The organism is Streptomyces racemochromogenes (assembly GCF_039535215.1).
In the GTDB taxonomy this organism is placed as follows: domain Bacteria; phylum Actinomycetota; class Actinomycetes; order Streptomycetales; family Streptomycetaceae; genus Streptomyces; species Streptomyces racemochromogenes.
This window is the reverse complement of the sequence record NZ_BAAAWT010000001.1, coordinates 4,691,518-4,712,320: the sequence shown is the minus strand read 5'-3', so window position 1 is coordinate 4,712,320 and position 20,803 is coordinate 4,691,518. Positions and strand designations below refer to the sequence as shown.

Genomic DNA, 20,803 nt, shown 5'->3' with positions numbered 1-20,803 from the left:
TGCTCGGGCATGACTAGGGCATGACTACGGGCTTGTAACTGGCGAGTAACCAATGCTCAGAGTAGGGGGACTCCGGCTGGCGCGTAAGAGCCAACCGGCGGCCGATTCATAACGAAAGAGGCCCCCGGGCGCACGCTCGGGGGCCTCTTTCGCATACAGCCGCTACTTCTTCTTGGCGCCGGACTCGTCGCTGGACAGGACCGCGATGAAGGCCTCCTGCGGGACCTCCACGGAGCCGACCATCTTCATCCGCTTCTTGCCTTCCTTCTGCTTCTCCAGCAGCTTCCGCTTACGGGAGATGTCGCCGCCGTAGCACTTGGCGAGGACGTCCTTGCGGATGGCGCGAATGGTCTCGCGGGCGATGACGCGGGAGCCCACGGCGGCCTGGATCGGCACCTCGAAGGCCTGCCGCGGGATGAGCTCGCGCAGCTTGGCGACCAGGCGCACGCCGTAGGCGTAGGCGGCGTCCTTGTGGCAGACGGCGGAAAAGGCGTCGACCTTGTCGCCGTGCAGCAGGATGTCGACCTTGACCAGGCTGGAGGCCTGCTCGCCGGTGGGCTCGTAGTCGAGGGAGGCGTAGCCGCGCGTCTTGGACTTCAGCTGGTCGAAGAAGTCGAACACGATCTCCGCGAGCGGGAGCGTGTAGCGGATCTCGACCCGGTCCTCGGAGAGGTAGTCCATGCCGAGCAGGGTGCCGCGGCGCTGCTGGCACAGCTCCATGATCGCGCCGATGAACTCGGTCGGCGCGAGCACGGTGGCCCGTACGACCGGCTCGAAGACGTCCTTGATCTTGCCTTCGGGGAACTCGCTCGGGTTGGTGACGGTGACCTCCGTGCGGTCCTCCATCACGACCCGGTAGACCACGTTGGGCGCGGTGGCGATCAGGTCGAGGCCGAACTCGCGCTCCAGGCGCTCGCGGACCACGTCCAGGTGCAGCAGGCCGAGGAAGCCGACGCGGAAGCCGAAGCCGAGCGCCGCCGAGGTCTCGGGCTCGTAGACGAGCGCGGCGTCGTTGAGCTGGAGCTTGTCCAGGGCCTCGCGCAGCTCCGGGTAGTCCGAGCCGTCGAGCGGGTACAGGCCCGAGAAGACCATCGGCTTCGGGTCCTTGTAGCCGCCGAGGGACTCGGTGGCGCCGCCCACCTGCTGGGTGATGGTGTCGCCGACCTTGGACTGGCGGACGTCCTTCACACCGGTGATCAGGTAGCCCACCTCGCCGACGGAGAGGCCGTCGGCCGGAAGCATCTCCGGGGAGTTGGTGCCGATCTCCAGCAGCTCGTGCGTGGCGTTCGTGGACATCATCCGGATGCGCTCGCGCTTGTTGAGCGTGCCGTCGACCACACGGACGTACGTGACGACGCCCCGGTAGGAGTCGTAGACCGAGTCGAAGATCATCGCGCGGGCGGGGGCGTCCTTGACGCCGACCGGGGCCGGGACGGTCTCGACGACCTTGTTGAGCAGGGCGTCCACGCCGAGGCCGGTCTTCGCGGAGACCCGCAGGACGTCCTCGGGCTGGCAGCCGACCAGGTTCGCCAGCTCCTCGGCGAACTTCTCCGGCTGGGCGGCCGGCAGGTCGATCTTGTTCAGGACCGGGACGATCGCGAGGTCGTTCTCCATCGCCAGGTACAGGTTGGCGAGGGTCTGGGCCTCGATGCCCTGGGCGGCGTCCACCAGCAGGATCGTGCCCTCGCACGCGGCCAGGGAGCGCGAGACCTCGTAGGTGAAGTCGACGTGGCCAGGGGTGTCGATCATGTTCAGGATGTGCGTGGTGCCCGTGCCGGCGCCCTCGGTGGGGCTCCAGGGCAGGCGGACCGCCTGCGACTTGATCGTGATGCCGCGCTCACGCTCGATGTCCATGCGGTCGAGGTACTGGGCGCGCATCTGCCGCTGGTCGACGACACCGGTGAGCTGGAGCATCCGGTCGGCGAGGGTCGACTTGCCGTGGTCGATGTGCGCGATGATGCAGAAGTTACGGATCAGCGCCGGGTCGGTACGGCTCGGCTCGGGCACGTGGCTGGGGATGGCGGGCACGCAGTGTCCTGATTCTCGGGTCGCTGTCGGGATCTGCTGTCGGATCGGTAGGCAGACTTGTACGCAGACTCCCATGGTCCCATGGACGCGGGCATGCGCTCGGTTTGGGCCGGTCGAAGCACGCCTGGTAGCCTGGGTGGCTGTGTCTCGCATGCCCTCTCAGCAGACGAGGCACATTCCGAAAAAACTCTGAACCTGAAAAGGCTCTTTCGTGGCGAACATCAAGTCCCAGATCAAGCGGAACAAGACCAACGAGAAGGCTCGCCTTCGCAACAAGTCGGTCAAGTCCGAGCTGCGCACCTTCATCCGCAAGGCCAACGAGGCCATCCTCGCCGGCGACGCGGAGAAGGCCACCGCTGCGGCCCGCCTGGCTTCCAAGAAGCTGGACAAGGCCGTCTCGAAGGGTGTCATCCACAAGAACGCCGCCGCCAACAAGAAGTCGGCGCTGGCCTCCAAGGTTGCCGCCATCTGAGTTCCGCACTCGATGTGATCGCCGGGACGGACCCAGCGGGCCCTCTCTCCCGCTCCTGACCGGCACCCCGCGCCGCACGCGGCCTGCGTTCGCCACGCGGGTGCGGCGCACACAGCAGTGACCGAAGGCCCCGGTTCCCCCCTTCCCCAGGAAGGAACCGGGGCCTTCGCGTACCCAGCCGACCCCGCCGACCCTGACCGCCCCGCCGGCCCACCCGGCCCCTACAGCCCCGCCGGCGTTTGAGGCGCGGGGGTCTGGGGGCGGAGCCCCCAGGGAACGGCGGAAGGGCGGATAGGGGACCGGCCCCGCGCAGCGGCGCCCCGCACCGGCACCGACCCCACCACCAAGCGGCAGCGCGCCGGCTACCGCCCCCGCGAGGCCCTGGCGGCACGGGCCACCGCCACCACGGCCTTCTCCAGCGCGTACTCCGGGTCGTCCCCGCCCCCCTTGACCCCCGCGTCGGCCAGCGCCACCGCGCGCAGCGCCTCCGCGACCCCGTCCGCCGACCAGCCCCGCATCTGCTGCCGGACCCGGTCGATCTTCCACGGCGGCATGCCGAGGTCCCGCGCCAGATCTCCCGGCCGGGCCCCCCGCGGGGCGGACGCCAGCTTCCCGATGGCCCGCACCGCCTGCGCCAGCGCGCTGGTGATCAGCACCGGTGCCACGCCGGTCGCCAGGGACCATCGGAGGGCTTCGAGGGCCTCCGCGGCCCGCCCCTCGACCGCCCGGTCGGCGACCGTGAAGCTGGACGCCTCCGCGCGGCCCGTGTAGTAGCGGCCGACCACGGCCTCGTCGATGGTGCCCTCGACGTCCGCGCACAGCTGCGCCGCCGCGCTCGCCAGCTCGCGCAGGTCGCTGCCGATCGCGTCCACCAGCGTCTGGCAGGCCTCGGGGGTCGCCGAGCGCCCCAGGGTCCGGAACTCCCCGCGGACGAACGACAGCCGGTCCGCCGCCTTCGTCATCTTCGGGCAGGCGACCTCGCGGGCACCCGCCTTGCGCGCCGCGTCCAGCACGCCCTTGCCCTTGACCCCGCCCGCGTGCAGCAGGACGAGGGTGATCTCCTCGTACGGGTCGGCGATGTAGGCCTTGAGCTCCTTCACCGTGTCCGCGCCCAGGTCCTGCGCGTTCCGCACGATCAGGACCTTGCGCTCGGAGAACAGCGAGGGGCTGGTCAGCTCCGCCAGGGTGCCGGGCTGGAGCTGGTCGGAGGTGAGGTCCCGCACGTCGGTGTCGGCGTCGGCCGCGCGGGCTGCCGTCACGACATCCCGTACGGCGCGGTCGAGCAGCAGGTCCTCCTGCCCCACCGCGAGGGTGATCGGGGCGAGCAGGTCGTCGGTGGGGTTCTTCCTGGTGGCCATCGCCCCCAGCATCCCACGCCGCACTGACAGCACCCCTCGCCCGGTGCCCGAGAATGGTCGGGTGAACGTGCGACATGTACTGGTCCTGCCCGACCGCGACGCCGCCGAGGAGGTGGCCCAGGAGGCCGTGGACCGCTTCGGCCTCCCGGAGGAGCCCCAACTGGTGCGCGACGCCCTCGCCGGCGAGGACGACGCCGAGGACGCCCAGTGGCTGGTGGTCGTCGAGGACCCCGCGGAACGGCTCGACGCCACCTCCCTGGACGAGCTCGCCGCCGAGTACGAGGGCTGGCTCGAAGCCCCCTAGGGTCGGCGCCCCCTCCTACGCCTTGTGGACGATCTGCACGTCCAGCGCCACTTCCACGCTCGGCCCGATCGCCGCGATCCCCTGCGCCAGCACCGACTGCCAGTTCAGCGCGAAGTCGCCGCGGTTCAGCTCGGCCGTGGCACGGCAGGCGGCGCGCGGCTCGCCCTCCAGGCCCGTGCCGTGGCCCAGGTACTGGGTGTCGAGGGTGACCGAGCGGCTGACCCCGTGCAGGGTGAGGGCGCCCGCCACGGCCCAGCGGCTGCCGCTGCGGTGGATGAACCGCTCGCTGTAGAACTCCACCCGCGGGTGCCGGACCGCGTCCAGGAAGTCGGCGGACCGCAGGTGGTCGTCCCGCCTGCGCATCCCCGTGTCGATGCTCGCCGTGTCGATGATCACGTGCATGGAGGAGTCCTCCATGCGCTCGGCGATCCGCACCGCGCCGGCGAAGGTCGTGAACCGGCCCTGGATCCGGGCGAAGCCCATGTGCCGGGCGGTGAAGGCGATCGACGAGTGCGTCGGATCGATCTCCCAGTGCCCGGGCTGCGGCAGCAGCGGCGGCTCCACCGAGTCCAGGATGATCTCCGCGGTGCCGGGCTGCGCGGGGTCCCCCACCAGCGTCGCCCCGTGGAAGGCCGCGTAGCCCTCGGCGGTGACGGAGAGCCGGTACTCGCCCTCCGGCACGGCGGCGGTGAACCCTCCGTACGGGTCCGTCTCCCCGCTGACGACCCGTCGGCCTATCGGGTCGGTGACCTCGAACTTGGCCTGTCGGATGGGCTGGTGGACCGTATCGAGCACCCGACAGCTCAACAGCCGCGCCGTGTGCGGCAGTGTGAGAGTGGCGGATGTGGTCGAAGCGGCACCATTGGTCGTCTCCATCCCCCGTCGGCGACCGAACATGGCTAGTGCACCCCCGTGCTGTGTGGACTTGGACCGTTCTGGCGACGACGCATTCGATCATGCTGTCGGGTTGTGGGCAAACAGAATGGTCGCGCCCGGTATGACCACGCGCTTTCGGACGCCGTCCGGCTGGAAACGCACGCATCCGCGCACCGCTTCCGGAGACCGCCACAGAGCCGTCCTCGTCGGTGCGCAACACGGCCGCTCCACGCCCTCTGAGCTGCGCGATCGTGCTCGGAGCGGGATGGCCGTAGCGGTTGCCGGCGCCGACGGGGACGATCGCGAGGCGTGGCCGGATCCGGTCCTGGAGGCCCGGGTCCTGGTGCGCCGATCCGTGGTGGGCGACCTTGAGCACGTCCACCGGCCCCAGTTCCGGATGCTCCCTCAGAAGTGCTTGCTGGGAAGGGGGTTCGAGGTCCCCGAGCAGCAGGAGCACGAGGCCCGCGGAGCGCACCAGCACGGCGACGCTGGCGTCGTTGGGCCCGTCCGGCGGCGGGGCCGTCGCCGAGGGCCACAGCACCTGCCACTCCAGCGGGCCGGTCCGCCTCCGCTCCCCCGGCACCGCGGGCACGACGGGCACCCCGGCCCGCGCCGCCGCCCGGCGGACCGCGGCCGCCTGCGCGGGCGGCTCCTCCAGCACGGTGGTCTCGATCACACCCACGGACCGGCCCCGCAGCACCCCCACGACCCCTCCCACGTGGTCGGCGTGAAAGTGCGTCAGCAGGAGCAGCGGGACCCGGCTCACGCCGAGGGCGCGCAGGCAGTCGTCCACCGGCCCCGGTTCTGGCCCGGCGTCGACCACGACGGCCGTACCGGGACCGGCGGCCAGCACCCCGGCGTCGCCCTGGCCCACGGCGCACTGGACGTAGCTCCAGTCCGGCGGCGGCCACCCGGTGACGGTACGGATCAGCTGCGGCGGCCGCACCACCGCGACCAGCAGCACCACGGCCAGGGCGGCGCAGACCCCGCGCCGGCGCCCGAACCGCACCCCGAGCGCCACCGCGGCCGCCGTCACCGCGGCCAGCAGCAGCCCGCCCGCGAGCCCGCCGGGCCAGGGCAGCTCCGCCCCGGGCAGCCGCGCCCCGCCCCGCGCCACGGCGGCGATCCACCCGGCCGGCACTCCCGCGCACCGGGCCAGCAGCTCCGCCACGGGCATGGACAGCGGGGCCGCGGCGAGGACGGCGAAGCCGAGCACGGTGGCGGGACCGGCCGCCAGCTCCGCCAGCAGGTTGCACGGCACGGCGACCAGGCTCACCCGGGCGGAGAGCACCGCCACCACCGGCGCGCACACCGCCTGGGCCGCGAGGGCCGCCCCCAGGGCGTCGGCGAGGCGCGGCGGCGTCCCGCGCCGCCGCAGGGCCTCGCCCCAGCGCGGCCCGAGGGTGAGCAGCGCCCCGGTGGCCAGCACCGAGAGGAGGAACCCCGCGCTGCGGGCCAGCCACGGGTCGTACAGCACCAGCAGCAGCACGGCCCCGGCCAGCGCGGGGACCAGGGACCTGCGCCGCCCGGTGGCGAGGGCCAGCAGGGTGACCGCCCCGCAGGCGGCGGCCCGCAGCACGCTCGGGTCGGGCCGGCACACCACCACGAAGGTCAGCGTCAGCGCGGCCCCGCCCAGGGCGGTGGCCCGCAGCGAGAGCCCTAGCCTCGGCGCGAGCCCGCTCCGCTCGGCGCGCTGCGCGCGGGCCGGGGGCCCGATCAGCAGATACAGCACCACGGTCAGGTTGGAGCCCGAGACGGCCAGCAGGTGCAGCAGGTCGGTGGCCCTGAACGCCTCGTGCAGCTCGGGCGGGACCCGGGAGGTGTCCCCGACCACCAGCCCCGGCAGCAGCGCCCTGGCGTCCCCCGGGAGCCCCTCGGTGGCGTCCCTCAGCCCGGCCCGCAGCGCCCCCGCGAGCCGCTGCACCCGGTCGGGGCCGCCCGTCACCCCGGGCGGGGTGTCAGCGGCCGGGCGGAGCAGGGCCGCGGCCCGCTCCCCGTCCCGGGCCGGCGCCAGCCGGGCCACCACCGCGACCCGGGTCGAGGGCTCCAGGCGGGCCCACCCCGGATGCCCGGCCAGCACCCGGACGGGCGTCTCCACCCGGGTCCGCGTCCCGTCGGGCCCGCTCACCCCGGTCAGTACCGCGTCCAGCACCACCAGCGGCGGCCCGGCCCCGCCGCGGGCCGTCCGGGGGTCCGAGCCGACGGTGAGCTCCGCGCGTACCCGGGCGTGTTCCCCGGCCAGCCGGGCCACCGGCCCCGCCCGCGCCTCGGCCCGCTCCAGCCCGGCCACCCCCGCCCCGGCGGCGGCGCAGAGCAGCGCGGCGGCCACGGCCGGTCCGACCCCCCACCAGGGCTGCGACCCGCGACGGCCGACGAGCAGCAGCACCCCCGCCGCGGCCGCCGCGAGCCCCGCCCCGGCGGCGCTCCACCCGCCCGGCACCCCGAGCGCCAGCGCCGCCGCGCCCCAGGCCGCCACGGCCGGCACCGCCAGCCGCAGATCCACGGGCCCGGCCCGCTCGCCCCCGGCCGCCTCACCCGAGCCCCGCTCGCCCCGGGCCGCCTCACCCGAGCCCCGCTCTCCCGCGGCCGGCTCACCCGTGCCCGGCTCCCCGGCGGCGCTCACGGCCTTACCAGCCTTCGCAGCTCGGCGAACCTCCGCTCGCCGATCCCGTCGACCTGCCGGAGGTCCTCCACGGCCCGGAAGCCGCCCCGGGCCGTCCGGAACTCGACGATGTTCCGGGCGAGGACGGGGCCCACCCCGGGCAGCCCGTCCAGCTGCTCGACCGTCGCGCCGGCGAGGCTCAGCGGACCGGCCCCGCCACCGGCGCCCCCGCCGGGGGCCGGGCCGCCCGCGGCCGGCTGCGCGGTGACGCCCACCAGCACCTGTTCGCCGTCCACCAGCACCCGGGCCCTGTTGAGCCCGGTGGTGTCCGTGCCCGGCCGCACTCCCCCGGCGGCGGCCAGCGCGTCCTCCACCCGCGAGCCGCTGGGCAGCCTCCGCACGCCGGGGTCGCGGACCCTGCCGCCGACGTCCACCACGATGCGGGCGCCCGCACCGGCCGGGCCCGCCGACGGCACGGGGGCGGCGGCGACGGTGCCGGGCCCGAGCACGGCCGGAGCCGTCACCGGCCGGGGCCGGCCCGACCAGTACTGCTGGGCGGCGAACCCGACGGCCACCACCAGCACCACCGCCACGGCGGCCACCGTCCTCGGCTCCACCCCGCACCGCACCTGCACCCACACCGGCAGCCGCTCCCGCAGCGCGAGCCCGCGCGCCTCCCGGGCCCCGAGCGGCTCCCCGGGCTCCGGCCCGGCACCGGCAGCCGGATCCGCCGCACCGCCCGGCGGGTCGGCGACCCGCAGGGCCGTCTCCTCCACCCCGGCCCGGCCGCCCAGCAGGGCCTCGGCCCTGCGCCGCAGCACGACGGGGTCGGGGCGGGTCCGGTCCCGCCCCCGGATCCGGTCCCGCCCCCGGGGGCGGGAGCGGAGCCTGCCGTCGGACCGGCGCGCCCGCCCGGGCCCGCTCCCGCCGGGGCCGTCGGAAGGGGAGGCCGTGGAGATGCCTGGAGTACGCGTTCGAAGAGTCATGCCCCGAAGCTAGAACCGACCCCCGGTTCCCCGCTCGGAGGCCTCAATTCCGGTGAATAACCACCCCGTTGTGGACAACCCCGCCACCCTTCCGGGTGACCAACGGACCCGAGCCCAACCAACCCCGGGCACCCAACAGGCAGGCTGACCAACAGGCCCGCTGACCAACAGGCAGGCTGACCAACGGACCCCCGACGCTCACCGCGGCGAGACGACCGCCGCCAGCAGCCCCGGCCCGGTGTGGGCGCCGATCACCGCGCCGACCTCGCTGACGTGCAGCTCGACCAGGCCGGGAATGCGCTCGCGCAGCCGCTCGGCGAGCTTCTCGGCCCGCTCCGGGGCCGCCAGATGGTGCACGGCGACGTCGACGCCCCGCGCCCCGGCCCGCTCGACGGCCAGCTCCTCCAGCCGGGCGATGGCCTTGGAGGCCGTGCGCACCTTCTCCAGCATCTCGATCCGCCCGCCGTCCAGGGTCAGCAGCGGCTTGACCGCCAGCGCGGAACCGAGGAGCGCCTGGGCGGCCCCGATCCGGCCGCCGCGCCGCAGGTAGTCGAGGGTGTCCACGTAGAAGTAGGCCGACATCTCCGCGGCGCGCTTCTCGGCGGCGGCCACGGCCTCGTCGGCGGACCCGCCGGCCTCGGCGGTCTCGGCGGCGGCGAGGGCGCAGAAGCCGAGGGCCATGGCGACCATGCCGGTGTCGACGACGCGGACCGGCACGGGGGCCGTCCGGGCCGCGACCACGGCGGCGTCGTAGGTGCCGGAGAACTCGGCGGACAGGTGCAGGCTCACGATGGCGGTGGCACCGGCCTCGGCGGCGTCCTGGTAGGCGCGTACGAACTGCTCCGGGCCGGGGCGGGAGGTGGTGACGGAGCGGCGCTTCTGCAGGGCCGCGGCGAGGCTGCGGGCAGAGATCTCGGTCCCTTCCTCCAGGGCCTCGTCGCCCAGGACCACGGTCAGGGGTACGGATGTGATCCCGTGCCGCGCCATCGCCTGCGGGGGGAGGTAGGCCGTGGAATCGGTGACGATCGCGACATGGCGGGACATGAGCCGGAGGTTACCGGCAGCGGAGGCCTTCCGGCAGCCCGGTCCGCCCCCTCGCCCGGAACCACCCCCGGACGCCCCTCTCCTCACACGCTCACACGCGCTCAGGCGCAGGCGCTCAGGTGGTGGCCTCCGGCCGGGCCGCCTTCTGCCAGGGGTGCGCGGCCGCCGGGGCGGCGGGGTCCAGCGCCGGCCGGGCGGGCTCCGCCGGCCGTGCCGCTTCCCCGGCCCGCTGCGCCGGCCGGGCGGCCCGGGGACCGGGCTCGGCGTCCGGGGCCGCGCCGGGGCCTCCCGCGGCCTCCTGGCGCGCGTCCCAGGCCGCCGCCGCGGCCGCCAGGTCGTCGACCGACTCCCGGGACCAGTCGCGCAGCGCGTCGGACTCGACCTCGATCTGCTCCGAGAGCAGCGTCAGCTCGTCGTCCGCGAACCGCCGGGCGCGGTCGCGCGCCGCCCACCGCAGGGAATCGGCCGACTTCGTGATCTTGAGGGTGCGCTCCCGCAGCTCGGGCAGGGACTCCGCGATCCGCTGGCGGTCGGGCTCCTGCTCCAGCCGCTTCAGCTCGTCGTCCAGCTCGTGGCCGTGGCGGCTCAGCCGCTCGAAGAGGGCGACGGACTCCTTGAGCGAGCTGTCCGACTGCACCCCCTGGTACAGGGCGGCCTGCGTGGCGCGCATGGAGTTGCGCAGGTCGAGCCGCAGCTGCGCCAGCGCGCCGGCGACCCCGCCCTGACCGATGCTCCGGGCCCGCAGGGTGGTGTCCTCCACCGTGCGGCGGGCCTGCGTGATCGTCCGGTCCACGCCGCGCTTGGCCGCGCCGACCGCCTTGACCGTCGCCCAGGCACCCAGCCCCAGGAAGGCGAACAGCACCACCAGGGCAAAGATGATGATCAACGCGCCTACCTCCATGAGGTTCCCTTCCCCGGCTTGTTCCCGTCCCTCCCACCGTAAACGCCACGGGCAGGCCGGGGGTTCCATTCGAACCCCCAACCTGCCCGTACGGGATCACCCCGAGGGGCCGTCACCCGTCAGACGACGATGTTCACCAGCTTCGGCGCGCGCACGATCACCTTGCGGATCTCGGCCCCGCCCAGGGCCGCGACGACACCCGCGTCGGTGACGGCGAGCTGCTCCAGGTCGGCCTCCGAGATGCCCGGCGGCACCTCCAGGCGCGCCTTGACCTTGCCCTTGACCTGCACCACGCAGGTGACCGTCTCGTCCACGACGTACGCCGGGTCCGCGACCGGGAAGTCCTGGTGGACGACCGAGCCGGTGTGGCCCAGGCGGTGCCACAGCTCCTCCGCGATGTGCGGCGCCAGCGGGGCGACCAGCAGCACCAGGCGCTCGGCCACGGAGCGCTCCAGCGGGCGGCCCGCCTTGGTCAGGGTGTTGTTCAGCTCGGTGATCTTCGCGATGGCCGTGTTGAAGCGCAGGGCCGCCATGTCGGAGCCGGCCCCGTCGATGGCCTTGTGCAGGGCGCGCAGGGTGGCCTCGTCGGGCTCGCCGTCGACGACGGTGACCTCGCCGGTCTCCTCGTCCACGATGTTGCGCCACAGGCGCTGCAGCAGGCGGTACTGGCCGACGACGGCGCGGGTGTCCCACGGACGCGAGACGTCCAGCGGGCCCATCGCCATCTCGTACAGGCGCAGGGTGTCCGCGCCGTACTCCTCGCAGATCTCGTCGGGCGTGACGGCGTTCTTCAGGGACTTGCCCATCTTGCCGTGTTCGCGCTTGACCGGCTCGCCCTGGTGGAAGTACCCGCCGTCGCGCTCCTCGACCTCGGCCGCCGGGACGTACACGCCGCGCGCGTCGGTGTAGGCGTACGCCTGGATCATGCCCTGGTTGAACAGCTTGTGGAACGGCTCGGCCGAGGAGACGTGGCCCAGGTCGAAGAGCACCTTGGACCAGAAGCGGGCGTACAGCAGGTGCAGCACCGCGTGCTCGGCGCCGCCCACGTACAGGTCGACGCCGCCGTGCGGCGCGCCCTCGCGCGGGCCCATCCAGTACTGCTCGATCTCCGGGTCCACCAGGGCGGACTCGTTGTTCGGGTCCAGGTAGCGCAGCTCGTACCAGCAGGAACCCGCCCAGTTGGGCATGGTGTTGGTCTCGCGGCGGTAGGACTTCACGCCGTCGCCCAGGTCCAGCTCCACGTTGACCCACGCCTCGTTGCGCGACAGCGGGGTCTCCGGCTTGGAGGTGGCGTCGTCGGGCTCGAAGGTGCGCGGCGAGTAGTCCTCGACCTCCGGCAGCTCCAGCGGCAGCATCGACTCGGGCAGCGAGTGGGCGACGCCGTCCTCGTCGTAGACGATCGGGAAGGGCTCGCCCCAGTACCGCTGGCGGCTGAACAGCCAGTCGCGCAGGCGGAAGTTGACGGTGCCCTCGCCGATGCCGCGCTCGGTCAGCCAGTCGGTGATGGCGGCCTTGGCCTCGACGACGCCCAGGCCGTCCAGGGAGATGCCCTCGCCGGCGGAGTTCACCAGCTTGGCGTCGTGGGAGACGAACGCGTCCTCCCACTCGGCGGTGTCGGTGCCCCGGCCGTCCGTCGGCTCGACGACGCAGCGGATCGGCAGCTCGAATGCGCGGGCGAACTCGAAGTCGCGGGTGTCGTGCGCCGGGACGGCCATGATGGCGCCGGTGCCGTAGCCCATCAGCACGTAGTCGGCGATGAAGACGGGGACCTTGGCGCCGCTGACCGGGTTGACCGCGTACTCGCCGGTGAAGACACCGGTCTTGTCCTTGGCCTCGGCCTGCCGCTCGACGTCCGACTTGGAGGCGGCCTGCTTGCGGTAGGCGGCCACGGCCTCGGCGGGGGTGGCGTAGCCGCCGGTCCACACGTCGTGGGTGCCCTCGGGCCAGGCGGCCGGGATGAACTTCTCGACCAGCGGGTGCTCGGGCGCCAGGACCATGTAGGTGGCGCCGAACAGGGTGTCGGGTCGGGTGGTGAAGACGGTGATGGCTTCGTCGCCCAGCGCGAAGTCGACGCGGGCGCCCTCGCTGCGGCCGATCCAGTTGCGCTGCTGCAGCTTGATGGCCTCGGGCCAGTCCAGCGCGTCCAGGTCGTCCAGCAGGCGGTCCGCGTAGGCCGTGATCCGCATGTTCCACTGGCTCAGGCGGGACTTGAAGACGGGGAAGTTGCCGCGCTCGGACCGGCCGTCGGCGGTGACCTCCTCGTTGGCCAGGACGGTGCCCAGCCCGGGGCACCAGTTCACGGGCGCGTCGGAGGCGTAGGCCAGGCGGAAGCCGTTCAGCACGTCGGCGCGCTCGGCGCCGGTCAGGTCAGCCCAGGCACGGCCTCCGGGGACCTCGCGGGTGCCGTCCTCGAAGGCTGCGACCAGCTCGGAGACCGGGCGGGCCTTCTTCGCGTCGGCGTCGTACCAGGAGTTGTAGATCTGGAGGAAGATCCACTGGGTCCACTTGTAGTACTCGGGGTCGATCGTCGCGAAGGAGCGGCGCTTGTCGTGGCCCAGGCCCAGGCGGCGCAGCTGGACCTTCATGTTCTCGATGTTCGCCTCGGTCGACACGCGCGGGTGCGTGCCGGTCTGCACGGCGTACTGCTCGGCCGGCAGGCCGAAGGCGTCGAAGCCCAGGGTGTGCAGGACGTTGTGGCCGGACATCCGCTGGTGGCGGGCGTAGACGTCGGTGGCGATGTACCCGAGCGGGTGGCCGACGTGCAGGCCCGCCCCGGAGGGGTACGGGAACATGTCCATGATGAACTTCTTGGGGCGGGCGACGACGGCCGGGTCGCCGGCCAGGTCACCGGTCGGGTTCGGCGCCTCGTAGGTGCCCTCCGCGTCCCATACGTCCTGCCAGCGTGCCTCGATGTCGGCGGCCATGGCAGCCGTGTAACGGTGCCCCTCGGCCGCCTCGGGGGCCGGGGTGTTCGTCTCGCTCATGATTCCTGAAGCTCCATCGATCGTCTCTGCCGTCTCTGCCCGCCCAAACGAAAAAGCCCCTCGCACAGGAGGGGACGCCGCGCCGATGCCGACCTTCTCGAGGGGTCGGTACTGATCAGCGCGGCTCGGTAAGCAGAAGGCGCACGGCACGCATGGCGTCAGGGTACCGCAGCGGCCCCGGCGGGCGCTCGGACGTTCCACCGGTCGGGCACGACGAGAAGCGGGCCACCCGATCCGGGTGGCCCGCTTCTTCACTGTGGAGCTAAGGAGAATTGAACTCCTGACCTCCTGCATGCCATGCAGGCGCTCTACCAACTGAGCTATAGCCCCTTGTTTCTCTCTGCCGCCGGGCCCCTTCTCGGTTTCCCTTGCCGGTTCCCCCTGGCGACATCGAGAACATTACACGGTCATGGCCCCAGACCAAAAATCGGTTTCCGGTGGGCCGTTATGTCCGTTTCGCACCGATCACGCCCGGGCGAACTGGTAGAAACGCTTCAGCGTGCAGTGCTCGTCGAGCAGACGGCCGTAGATCGGCTCGCCCTCCAGCTCCCGATACGTCTCGATCGGGTCGCCTTTTATGATCAGCGCCCGCGCGCATTCCTCGCACCAGTACTGGTAGTCGGGATTGACGGGCTCCATGTCCCGCACGATCGGCGTGCCGTTGTTGCACCAGTCGCACCGCCGCCGGTGTGCACCCATCCGTCAGCGACTCCCTCCCGCGTCGGGCCGTCGTGTCCCCCTCCGGCCGTCCGATTCTGCCACGTCGGCAGCGGACGGGTCAGCAAGCACACAAAAGGGAACAAACGCAAGGATCCCGCCCCCTGTTGGGGACGGGATCCTGATTGTGGAGCTAAGGAGAATTGAACTCCTGACCTCCTGCATGCCATGCAGGCGCTCTACCAACTGAGCTATAGCCCCGCTCTCCGCCGCGTTCCCCCCGTTTCCGGTGTTCTTCGCTGCGAACAAGAAGAACTCTAGCCTGTGACCAGCCGGAAAGTGAAATCCGGGTCCCGGCGGCCCTGCGGGCCACACGGAGGGCCCCGGCGGAAGCCTCAGTCGTCGTCGCCGAGCACCGGCTCCGGCAGGGTGCCGGCGTTGTGCTCCAGCAGGCGCCAGCCGCGCGCGCCCTCGCCGAGGACGGACCAGCAGCAGTTGGAGAGCCCGCCCAGGCCCTCCCAGTGGGGCGGCTCCAGACCCAGCAGCCGCCCGATGGTCGTACGGATCGTGCCGCCGTGGCTGACGACGACGAGCGTGCCGCACTCGGGCAGCCGGTCCGCGTGCTTCAGCACCACCGGGGCGGCGCGGTCGGCGACCTCGGTCTCCAGCTCGCCCCCACCGCGGCGCACCGGCTCGCCGCGCTTCCACGCCGCGTACTGCTCGCCGTGCTTGGCGAGGATCTCCTCGTGCGTGAGGCCCTGCCACTCGCCCGCGTACGTCTCGCGCAGCGCCGCGTCGTGCGCCACGGACAACCCCGTGACGCCGGCCAGCTCGGCGGCCGTGTCCGCGGCCCGCCGCAGGTCGGAGGCGACGATGGCGTCCGGCTTCAGCGAGGCGAGCAGGCGGGCGGCGCGGCGCGCCTGCGCCACACCCGTCTCGGTCAGCTCGATGTCCGTCGAGCCCTGGAAGCGGCGCTCGAGGTTCCACGAGGTCTGGCCGTGCCGCCAGAGGACGATCTTCCTGCCGGGCTTGCCGGCGGTCGTCGTGGTCGTGCTCAGAACAGATCACCGTCCATCTCGTCGTCGCCCTGCGCCTCGCGCAGCTTGGCGTGCTCCTCTGCCTTGCCGATGGTGAGCTTGGCGTCCTCGGGGAGCTCGATCTCGGGGCAGTCCTTCCACAGGCGCTCCAGCGCGTAGAAGACGCGCTCCTCGCTGTGCTGGACGTGGACGACGATGTCGACGTAGTCGAGCAGGATCCAGCGGGCGTCGCGGTCGCCCTCGCGGCGCACCGGCTTGGCGCCGAGCTCCTTGAGGAGGCGCTCCTCGATCTCGTCGACGATCGACTTGACCTGGCGGTCGTTGGGCGCCGAGGCGAGCAGGAAGGCGTCGGTGATCGACAGCACGTCGCTGACGTCGTACGCGATGATGTCGTGCGCGAGCCGGTCGGCCGCCGCCTGGGCGGCGGTGGTGATGAGCTCGATGGAGCGGTCCGTGGCGGTCACTGGCCATGCTTTCGGGTTGGCGGACAGATATCCCCAAGGGTCTCACGTACCGCCGACGCCGCCCGCGCGGAAGGTCCGGCGCGGGCGGATGCTCAGGTGGGAGCCGGGACGGGACGGGGGCCGCCCGCTCCGGGCCGCCCCGTCAGGACGGCTTGTAGTCCTTGCCGAGCACCACCACGACGTCCGCGTTCACCGGGCTCTCGGCCTTCTGCACAGCCGATTCCGGCAGGCCCAGCGTCTTGGCGACGTCGACGGCCCGGTCCCGCTGGGCCTGGTCCTGGTACGTGATCCGCGTGGCGGCCGCCGTCCGGTCGGCCCTGCCGCCGTCCACGAAGCCGTAGCCGCCGTTGAGCAGCGCCGCCTTCGCCGCGACCTGCGCCTTCTCGTCCCCGGTGGCGTCCTTGAGGCCGACCCGCGGGGAGGCGCCGGGCTGGGCCGCGCCGAAGGAGCCGCCGAGGACCTCCTTGACGACCTTCCGGCCGGCCTCGTCGGTCAGGCCGCCGTCCGGTTTCACGGTGAGCACCTCGGTGCGGTACGCCGCCACCTTGGCGTGCTCGCCGATCCGCGACAGCAGCCCGCCGAGGTTCTTCGCGTCGAGCCCCGGGTCGAGGATCTGGCCCATGCTCTCGACGGTCGTGGCCGCCGCCCCGGGGTCGCCCGGCATCTTGCGGAGGACGGCGTAGAGCACCCGGCCGGTGCGCTCCAGCTGCTTGGCCTCCGGTTCGCCGCGGCCCCGGTACGTGGCGTACGCGACGGCCATCGCGCCGGTGAGGCTCTGCTTGGGCCCCTGTGCCACGGCGGGGGTCTTGGCCTGCTCGTCGGCCGGGACGGCGGCGTCGGTGTCGGCCTCGATGCCCCCGACCAGCTCGACGAGGCGTTCCAGGAAGGGGGTGTCCAGGCGCCAGGTGCCGCCGATGCGGGTGCCGAGGACGGTGTCGAGGGACTCGCGGGTGCCGAGACCGCCCTCCTCGACGGCCTTGCCGAGGGTGGTCGCGGTGCCGTCCTGCTGGGGGACGCCGAGCGTGTTGGGGATCAGGACGGTGGCGCCCTGCCCGGTCGTGACGTTGTCCACGAGGAGGGCGGTGGAGCTGCCGCCCCGCTTGGTGTTGTGCAGGTGAACGACGATCATGTCGCGCTTCTGCGCGCCGGCGGCGGCCGCGGCGGGCTTCTTCCGTCCCGGGCCGTCGAGGAACGGCAGCCCGCCCGTGTACCAGAGGTAGCCCAGCCCTCCGACCGCGGACAGGGCGAGGACGACGACCAGCGCGACGACCCGGTTGCGGCCGCGGCGGCGGGCCTCCTCACGGCGTTCGGTCCGGCTCTCGGTGAAGGCGAGCCAGTCGATGACGTCCTCGGAGTCCTCGTCGGGCTGGTCGATGAACGAGAACTGCTCCGTGCGGTAGTCGCGGCCGCCGGGTGCGTCCGCGACGCCGGCGGCGGACTCGGCGGGCGCGGCCCGGCGCGGCTCGGGCACCGGGACGGGCGCGGGTGCCTGGGCCGGCTGCTGCTGCGGGGCGGCCTGGTGCGGGATCCACTGCGCGGGGTCCGGCGGGCCCGGGTACGGGTCGGGAGGCTGCGGCTCCGGGTACGGCTGCTCGTACTGGGGGTACTGCGGGTACGCCGCGTACTGCTGCTCGTACGGGTGCGGTACGGGCTGTGCGGGCTGTACTGGCTGCGCGGTCACCTGTCCGTACACCGGTCTGCCGTACGCGTCGTAGCCGATGAGCTGCTGCTGGGCGGCGTACGGGTCGTACGGATCCTGTGGGTCGTTCACCGCGGGGCCCCTCTCTCCGGAAGCTCAGGCTCCCCGGTACAGCTCGCGCTTGTCGATGTAGCGCACCACACCGTCCGGAACCAGATACCAGACCGGGTCGCCCTGGGCGACTCGCGTGCGGCAGTCCGTGGAGGAGATCGCGAGCGCGGGGACCTCGACCAGCGAGACCCCGCCCTCGGGCAGTCCGTCGTCGGTGAGGACGTGGCCGGGCCGGGTCACTCCGATGAAGTGGGCGAGGGAGAACAGCTCGTCCGCGTTGCGCCAGGTCAGGATCTGGGCGAGGGCGTCGGCACCGGTGATGAAGAACAGGTCGGCGTCGGCGTTGAGCGCGCTCAGGTCCCGCAGGGTGTCGATGGTGTACGTCGGTCCGCCGCGGTCGATGTCGATGCGGCTGACGGAGAACTGCGGGTTGGAGGCGGTCGCGATGACCGTCATGAGGTAGCGGTCCTCGGCGGGGGACACGGCCCGCTGCGACTTCTGCCACGGTTCGCCCGTGGGTACGAAGACCACCTCGTCGAGGTGGAAAAGGGCGGCCACCTCACTGGCGGCCACCAGGTGTCCGTGGTGGATCGGGTCGAACGTCCCGCCCATCACTCCGAGCCGGCGCTTGACCGGGCCCGTAGGCCTTTCCTGCTCTCCCATGAGCGCAGAGCCTACTGGCCCGGTGACACGCGCGCGGCGGCCCGGTCCCTACGAGGAGCCCGGTCTAGCGGTCGCGGTTCAGGCGGGTGGTCACCCAGAGCATGAGCATCAGGATCACGAACGCACCGCCACCGGTCAGGTAAGGGCTCAGGCTGTCGTGGTTGCCGCTGTGCTGCCCACCTTCCTCCGCAGCGAGGAGGACCAGGTCGTGGGCGGTGGTGGAGAGGCTCATCAGGCAGGTACCTATCGAGTCGGGGAGCGAGCGGAGACTTCCCTCACATCGTATGCGGGGGCCCCGGGCACGCTCACGCCGACTCAGGCGTTGGGGAGGATGGGCACACGTCACCACAGCCGACCGAGGGGGAAGGGCGCCATGACGAACAGCGGTTCCGAGACGTCACCGGCACGCGATCGCAGGAGGTTCCCGGGGATTTCCTCGCGGGCCTACGAGCATCCGGCGGACCGCTCGGCGCTGGTCGCGCTGCGCAGGCTCGCCGGTTTCGACACGGTGTTCAAGGCCCTCAGCGCACTGCTCCCGGAGCGCAGCCTGCGGCTGCTGTTCCTGTCGGACTCGGTGCGGGTGGGCGAGACCCAGTTCCCCCACCTGCACGCGATGCTGCGCGACGCCTGTTACGTCCTGGACCTGGAGAAGGTCCCCCAGATGTACGTGCAGCAGGACCCGAGGCCCAACGCGATGTGCATCGGGCTGGACGAGCCGATCATCGTGGTGACCACGGCCCTGGTCGAGCTGCTCGACGAGGAGGAGATGCGGGCGGTGGTGGGCCACGAGGTGGGCCACGCGCTGTCCGGGCACGCCGTGTACCGCACGGTGCTGCTGTTCCTGACGAACCTGGCGCTGAAGGCGGCGTGGATCCCGCTGGGCAATGTGGCGATCACGGCGGTCGTCACCGCGCTGCGGGAGTGGTTCCGCAAGTCGGAGCTGTCGGCGGACCGGGCGGGGCTGCTGGTCGGGCAGGACGTGAACGCCTCGATGCGCGGTCTGATGAAGCTCGCGGGCGGCAACCACCTCCACGAGATGAACGTCGACGCCTTCCTCGCCCAGGCCGAGGACTACGAGCAGGGCGGTGACCTGCGCGACTCCGTCCTGAAGATCCTCAACATGCTGCCGCGCACCCACCCCTTCACGACGGTGCGGGCGGCCGAGCTGAAGAGGTGGTCCCAGAGCCGGGAGCACCAGCGGATCATGGACGGGCACTACCCGCGCCGGGAGGAGGACAAGGACACCTCGGTGACGGACTCCTTCCGCCAGTCCGCCTCGCACTACGCGGAGTCCGTGCGGACCAGCAAGGATCCGCTGATGAAGCTGGTCGGCGACATCGCGGGCGGTGCGGGGGACCTGGGCGGGAAGCTGCGCGACAGGTTCACCGGATCGGGCGGCGGCGCCGCGCGGCAGTCCGGCGACCCGAAGGGAGCCCCCGGCACCCCCGGCCCCGCGGGCGCTACGGACTCGGGCTCGGGCGGGCGGGACTGACGGCGGACGGCGGGGCCGCCGGCCGGGTCGGGTCCGGCGGGCCGCTGGGCGCCCCGGCCGGTGCCAGGACGCCGCACAGCCCGGCCGTGCGCCGTGGGTTCCCGGCGGCGTACGGGTCGCTCGCGGGCGGTCCCACGGTGGTGGGCCCGGCTCCGGCCGGGAGGGGCCGGAAGCCCTCGGCGGGCTCGGTGGCGCAGTCCTGCGGCCCGGCCATCACGTAGGCCGAGGAGATCTCCGCCCGGCGGGCCGTGAGGTCCTCCCGGTCGAAGCGCAGGCGCAGCTCGCGGCGGACGGTGAACAGCGAGGCCCCGTCGGCGGCGGCGGGCGGTCCGGTCGCCGGCCGGACGGCGTACACGAAGGTGTGGTCGGTGCTCACCTCCAGCGACTCGGGGTTCAGCTCCTGGAAGGCGAGGATCCCGCTGACCCGGACGCGGCTGTCGGCGACGACGGCGGTGGCGGGGTCGAAGCGGACCAGCCAGCCGGTGGCGGCGTGCCGGCCGTCGCCGGAGGGTGAGGCCACGCTCTCGTCGAACTGGGCCAGCTGCCCGGGGTCCAGGAGCACCCGCACGGGCCGGGAGGCCACGCCGGCCAGGACGTCCGGGTCCAGCGAGGACTGCACCAGGTAGTCCTTGGCGATGGACAGGGCGGCGACGACCTGGCTCTCGGTGAAGTGGTGCGTGCGCCGCACGGCCGGGAGGGTGATGCCGGCGGCCCCGATCCCGTAGTCGGCCGCCGGGCTGTTCGCGTAGAGGTCGGCCGGGCGGCCGCCCGGCACCGGGACGGCCGGTGCCAGGGGGACGACGGTGCTGGTCAGCGGCTCGGCGTTACCGCCGGCCGGGGGTACGTACGGATTGCGCATGCCCATGTACACGGCGATGGCGAACGCCGACGCGATGAGCAGCACGAGCAGCATCCCCTGGCGGGCGCCGCGGCCCGGGCTGCCGGTGCGGGGGCCGGCAGAGCCGCCGGACCAGATGGAGCGGCTGCGGACGGCCCGGGCGTGCTCGCCCATGCGTTCCTGGGCGGAGAACTCCTGGAGCCGGGCAGCACGGACGAAGTCCTCGTCGAACACCACCGAGCGGAGTTCGTCCGGGCGCAGTTCGTCGTCACCCCCGCCGATGCCTTCGGGGGTGCCGTTGGGCGGATCTCCTGGTACGGCCATCGCTTCTCCCGCTGTCCCCGCTT

17 protein-coding genes, 2 tRNA genes and 1 pseudogene are annotated in these 20,803 nt (G+C 72.9%); 3 read left to right on the top strand and 17 right to left on the bottom strand.

What is annotated here, in order from left to right; translation table 11 throughout:
* Nucleotides 1-162: 162 nt before the first annotated feature.
* Complete coding sequence (gene lepA / locus ABD973_RS21675) at nucleotides 163-2,028, bottom strand: translation elongation factor 4 (RefSeq protein WP_125821094.1); 1,866 nt, start codon at nucleotides 2,026-2,028, stop codon at nucleotides 163-165.
* Nucleotides 2,029-2,239: 211 nt separating this feature from the next.
* Between lepA and rpsT the strand changes: the two genes are divergently transcribed.
* Nucleotides 2,240-2,500 carry a 30S ribosomal protein S20 gene (gene rpsT, locus ABD973_RS21670; RefSeq protein WP_030030523.1) on the top strand — a complete coding sequence of 87 codons (261 nt, stop codon included), beginning with the start codon at nucleotides 2,240-2,242 and terminating at the stop codon, nucleotides 2,498-2,500.
* 362 nt (nucleotides 2,501-2,862) lie between these two features.
* Here the strand turns inward: rpsT and holA are convergent, their stop codons facing one another.
* Nucleotides 2,863-3,858: a DNA polymerase III subunit delta gene (holA, locus tag ABD973_RS21665; RefSeq protein WP_206436517.1), complete on the bottom strand. Its 996-nt coding sequence runs from the start codon at nucleotides 3,856-3,858 to the stop codon at nucleotides 2,863-2,865.
* 61 nt (nucleotides 3,859-3,919) lie between these two features.
* On the opposite strand from holA, the gene ABD973_RS21660 reads away from it, so the two are divergent.
* Entirely contained in the window at nucleotides 3,920-4,162 is a 243-nt protein-coding gene (locus ABD973_RS21660) for a hypothetical protein (protein ID WP_125594816.1), read from the top strand.
* 15 nt (nucleotides 4,163-4,177) lie between these two features.
* Here ABD973_RS21660 and ABD973_RS21655 read toward each other — a convergent pair whose 3' ends face one another.
* From ABD973_RS21655 to ABD973_RS21590, 14 genes and pseudogenes are all read right to left on the bottom strand, one after another.
* Nucleotides 4,178-5,038 carry a YceI family protein gene (locus ABD973_RS21655; protein ID WP_185899266.1) on the bottom strand — a complete coding sequence of 287 codons (861 nt, stop codon included), beginning with the start codon at nucleotides 5,036-5,038 and terminating at the stop codon, nucleotides 4,178-4,180.
* 142 nt (nucleotides 5,039-5,180) lie between these two features.
* Nucleotides 5,181-7,661 (bottom strand): annotated as a pseudogene (locus tag ABD973_RS21650) (ComEC/Rec2 family competence protein); the annotation flags it as partial.
* Nucleotides 7,658-8,626 carry a ComEA family DNA-binding protein gene (locus tag ABD973_RS21645; RefSeq protein ID WP_345501582.1) on the bottom strand — a complete coding sequence of 323 codons (969 nt, stop codon included), beginning with the start codon at nucleotides 8,624-8,626 and terminating at the stop codon, nucleotides 7,658-7,660. The gene ABD973_RS21645 and the pseudogene ABD973_RS21650, both read right to left, overlap by 4 nt.
* A gap of 198 nt (nucleotides 8,627-8,824) precedes the next feature.
* On the bottom strand, nucleotides 8,825-9,670 hold the full coding sequence (locus ABD973_RS21640) for a DegV family protein (RefSeq protein WP_125602771.1): 846 nt from the start codon (nucleotides 9,668-9,670) through the stop codon (nucleotides 8,825-8,827).
* Between the two features lie 115 nt (nucleotides 9,671-9,785).
* Complete coding sequence (locus ABD973_RS21635; protein ID WP_125821096.1) at nucleotides 9,786-10,571, bottom strand: hypothetical protein; 786 nt, start codon at nucleotides 10,569-10,571, stop codon at nucleotides 9,786-9,788.
* Nucleotides 10,572-10,690: 119 nt separating this feature from the next.
* On the bottom strand, nucleotides 10,691-13,555 hold the full coding sequence (leuS, locus tag ABD973_RS21630; protein ID WP_125602769.1) for a leucine--tRNA ligase: 2,865 nt from the start codon (nucleotides 13,553-13,555) through the stop codon (nucleotides 10,691-10,693).
* Between the two features lie 257 nt (nucleotides 13,556-13,812).
* Nucleotides 13,813-13,885 (bottom strand) — tRNA-Ala (locus ABD973_RS21625).
* Between the two features lie 135 nt (nucleotides 13,886-14,020).
* Nucleotides 14,021-14,254: a hypothetical protein gene (locus ABD973_RS21620; protein WP_007264019.1), complete on the bottom strand. Its 234-nt coding sequence runs from the start codon at nucleotides 14,252-14,254 to the stop codon at nucleotides 14,021-14,023.
* A gap of 146 nt (nucleotides 14,255-14,400) precedes the next feature.
* Nucleotides 14,401-14,473: transfer RNA gene (locus ABD973_RS21615), tRNA-Ala, on the bottom strand.
* Between the two features lie 134 nt (nucleotides 14,474-14,607).
* Complete coding sequence (locus tag ABD973_RS21610) at nucleotides 14,608-15,270, bottom strand: histidine phosphatase family protein (RefSeq protein ID WP_345504681.1); 663 nt, start codon at nucleotides 15,268-15,270, stop codon at nucleotides 14,608-14,610.
* The gene (gene rsfS / locus ABD973_RS21605; RefSeq protein ID WP_125602767.1) at nucleotides 15,267-15,713 is read right to left on the bottom strand and encodes a ribosome silencing factor; all 447 of its coding nucleotides are present in this window, start codon (nucleotides 15,711-15,713) and stop codon (nucleotides 15,267-15,269) included. Before rsfS ends, ABD973_RS21610 begins: the two co-directional genes overlap by 4 nt.
* A 142-nt stretch (nucleotides 15,714-15,855) precedes the next feature.
* A complete protein-coding gene (locus tag ABD973_RS21600) occupies nucleotides 15,856-17,484 on the bottom strand; it encodes an LCP family protein (RefSeq protein ID WP_345501573.1) in 1,629 nt (542 codons plus the stop codon).
* A gap of 24 nt (nucleotides 17,485-17,508) precedes the next feature.
* Nucleotides 17,509-18,126 carry a nicotinate-nucleotide adenylyltransferase gene (gene nadD / locus ABD973_RS21595; protein WP_125602765.1) on the bottom strand — a complete coding sequence of 206 codons (618 nt, stop codon included), beginning with the start codon at nucleotides 18,124-18,126 and terminating at the stop codon, nucleotides 17,509-17,511.
* A gap of 64 nt (nucleotides 18,127-18,190) precedes the next feature.
* Entirely contained in the window at nucleotides 18,191-18,358 is a 168-nt protein-coding gene (locus ABD973_RS21590; protein ID WP_164720887.1) for a hypothetical protein, read from the bottom strand.
* Between the two features lie 141 nt (nucleotides 18,359-18,499).
* On the opposite strand from ABD973_RS21590, the gene ABD973_RS21585 reads away from it, so the two are divergent.
* Nucleotides 18,500-19,618, top strand: coding sequence for a M48 family metallopeptidase (locus tag ABD973_RS21585; protein WP_125821099.1), 1,119 nt, complete (start codon nucleotides 18,500-18,502; stop codon nucleotides 19,616-19,618).
* Here ABD973_RS21585 and ABD973_RS21580 read toward each other — a convergent pair.
* Complete coding sequence (locus tag ABD973_RS21580) at nucleotides 19,587-20,780, bottom strand: SCO2583 family membrane protein (protein WP_345501568.1); 1,194 nt, start codon at nucleotides 20,778-20,780, stop codon at nucleotides 19,587-19,589. The genes ABD973_RS21585 and ABD973_RS21580 overlap by 32 nt on opposite strands.
* Between the last annotated feature and the right edge of the window lie 23 nt (nucleotides 20,781-20,803).

Excerpts from the sequence above, each read along its gene's own strand:
- ABD973_RS21640 (WP_125602771.1), bottom strand. The coding sequence starts at position 9,670 with ATGTCCCGCCATGTCGCGATCGTCACCGATTCCACGGCCTACCTCCCC.
- ABD973_RS21655 (WP_185899266.1), bottom strand. The coding sequence starts at position 5,038 with ATGGAGACGACCAATGGTGCCGCTTCGACCACATCCGCCACTCTCACA.
- ABD973_RS21590 (WP_164720887.1), bottom strand. The coding sequence starts at position 18,358 with ATGAGCCTCTCCACCACCGCCCACGACCTGGTCCTCCTCGCTGCGGAG.
- ABD973_RS21620 (WP_007264019.1), bottom strand. The coding sequence starts at position 14,254 with ATGGGTGCACACCGGCGGCGGTGCGACTGGTGCAACAACGGCACGCCG.
- ABD973_RS21585 (WP_125821099.1), top strand. The coding sequence starts at position 18,500 with ATGACGAACAGCGGTTCCGAGACGTCACCGGCACGCGATCGCAGGAGG.
- nadD (WP_125602765.1), bottom strand. The coding sequence starts at position 18,126 with ATGGGAGAGCAGGAAAGGCCTACGGGCCCGGTCAAGCGCCGGCTCGGA.
- leuS (WP_125602769.1), bottom strand. The coding sequence starts at position 13,555 with ATGAGCGAGACGAACACCCCGGCCCCCGAGGCGGCCGAGGGGCACCGT.
- ABD973_RS21635 (WP_125821096.1), bottom strand. The coding sequence starts at position 10,571 with ATGGAGGTAGGCGCGTTGATCATCATCTTTGCCCTGGTGGTGCTGTTC.
- ABD973_RS21580 (WP_345501568.1), bottom strand. The coding sequence starts at position 20,780 with ATGGCCGTACCAGGAGATCCGCCCAACGGCACCCCCGAAGGCATCGGC.
- holA (WP_206436517.1), bottom strand. The coding sequence starts at position 3,858 with ATGGCCACCAGGAAGAACCCCACCGACGACCTGCTCGCCCCGATCACC.
- ABD973_RS21645 (WP_345501582.1), bottom strand. The coding sequence starts at position 8,626 with ATGACTCTTCGAACGCGTACTCCAGGCATCTCCACGGCCTCCCCTTCC.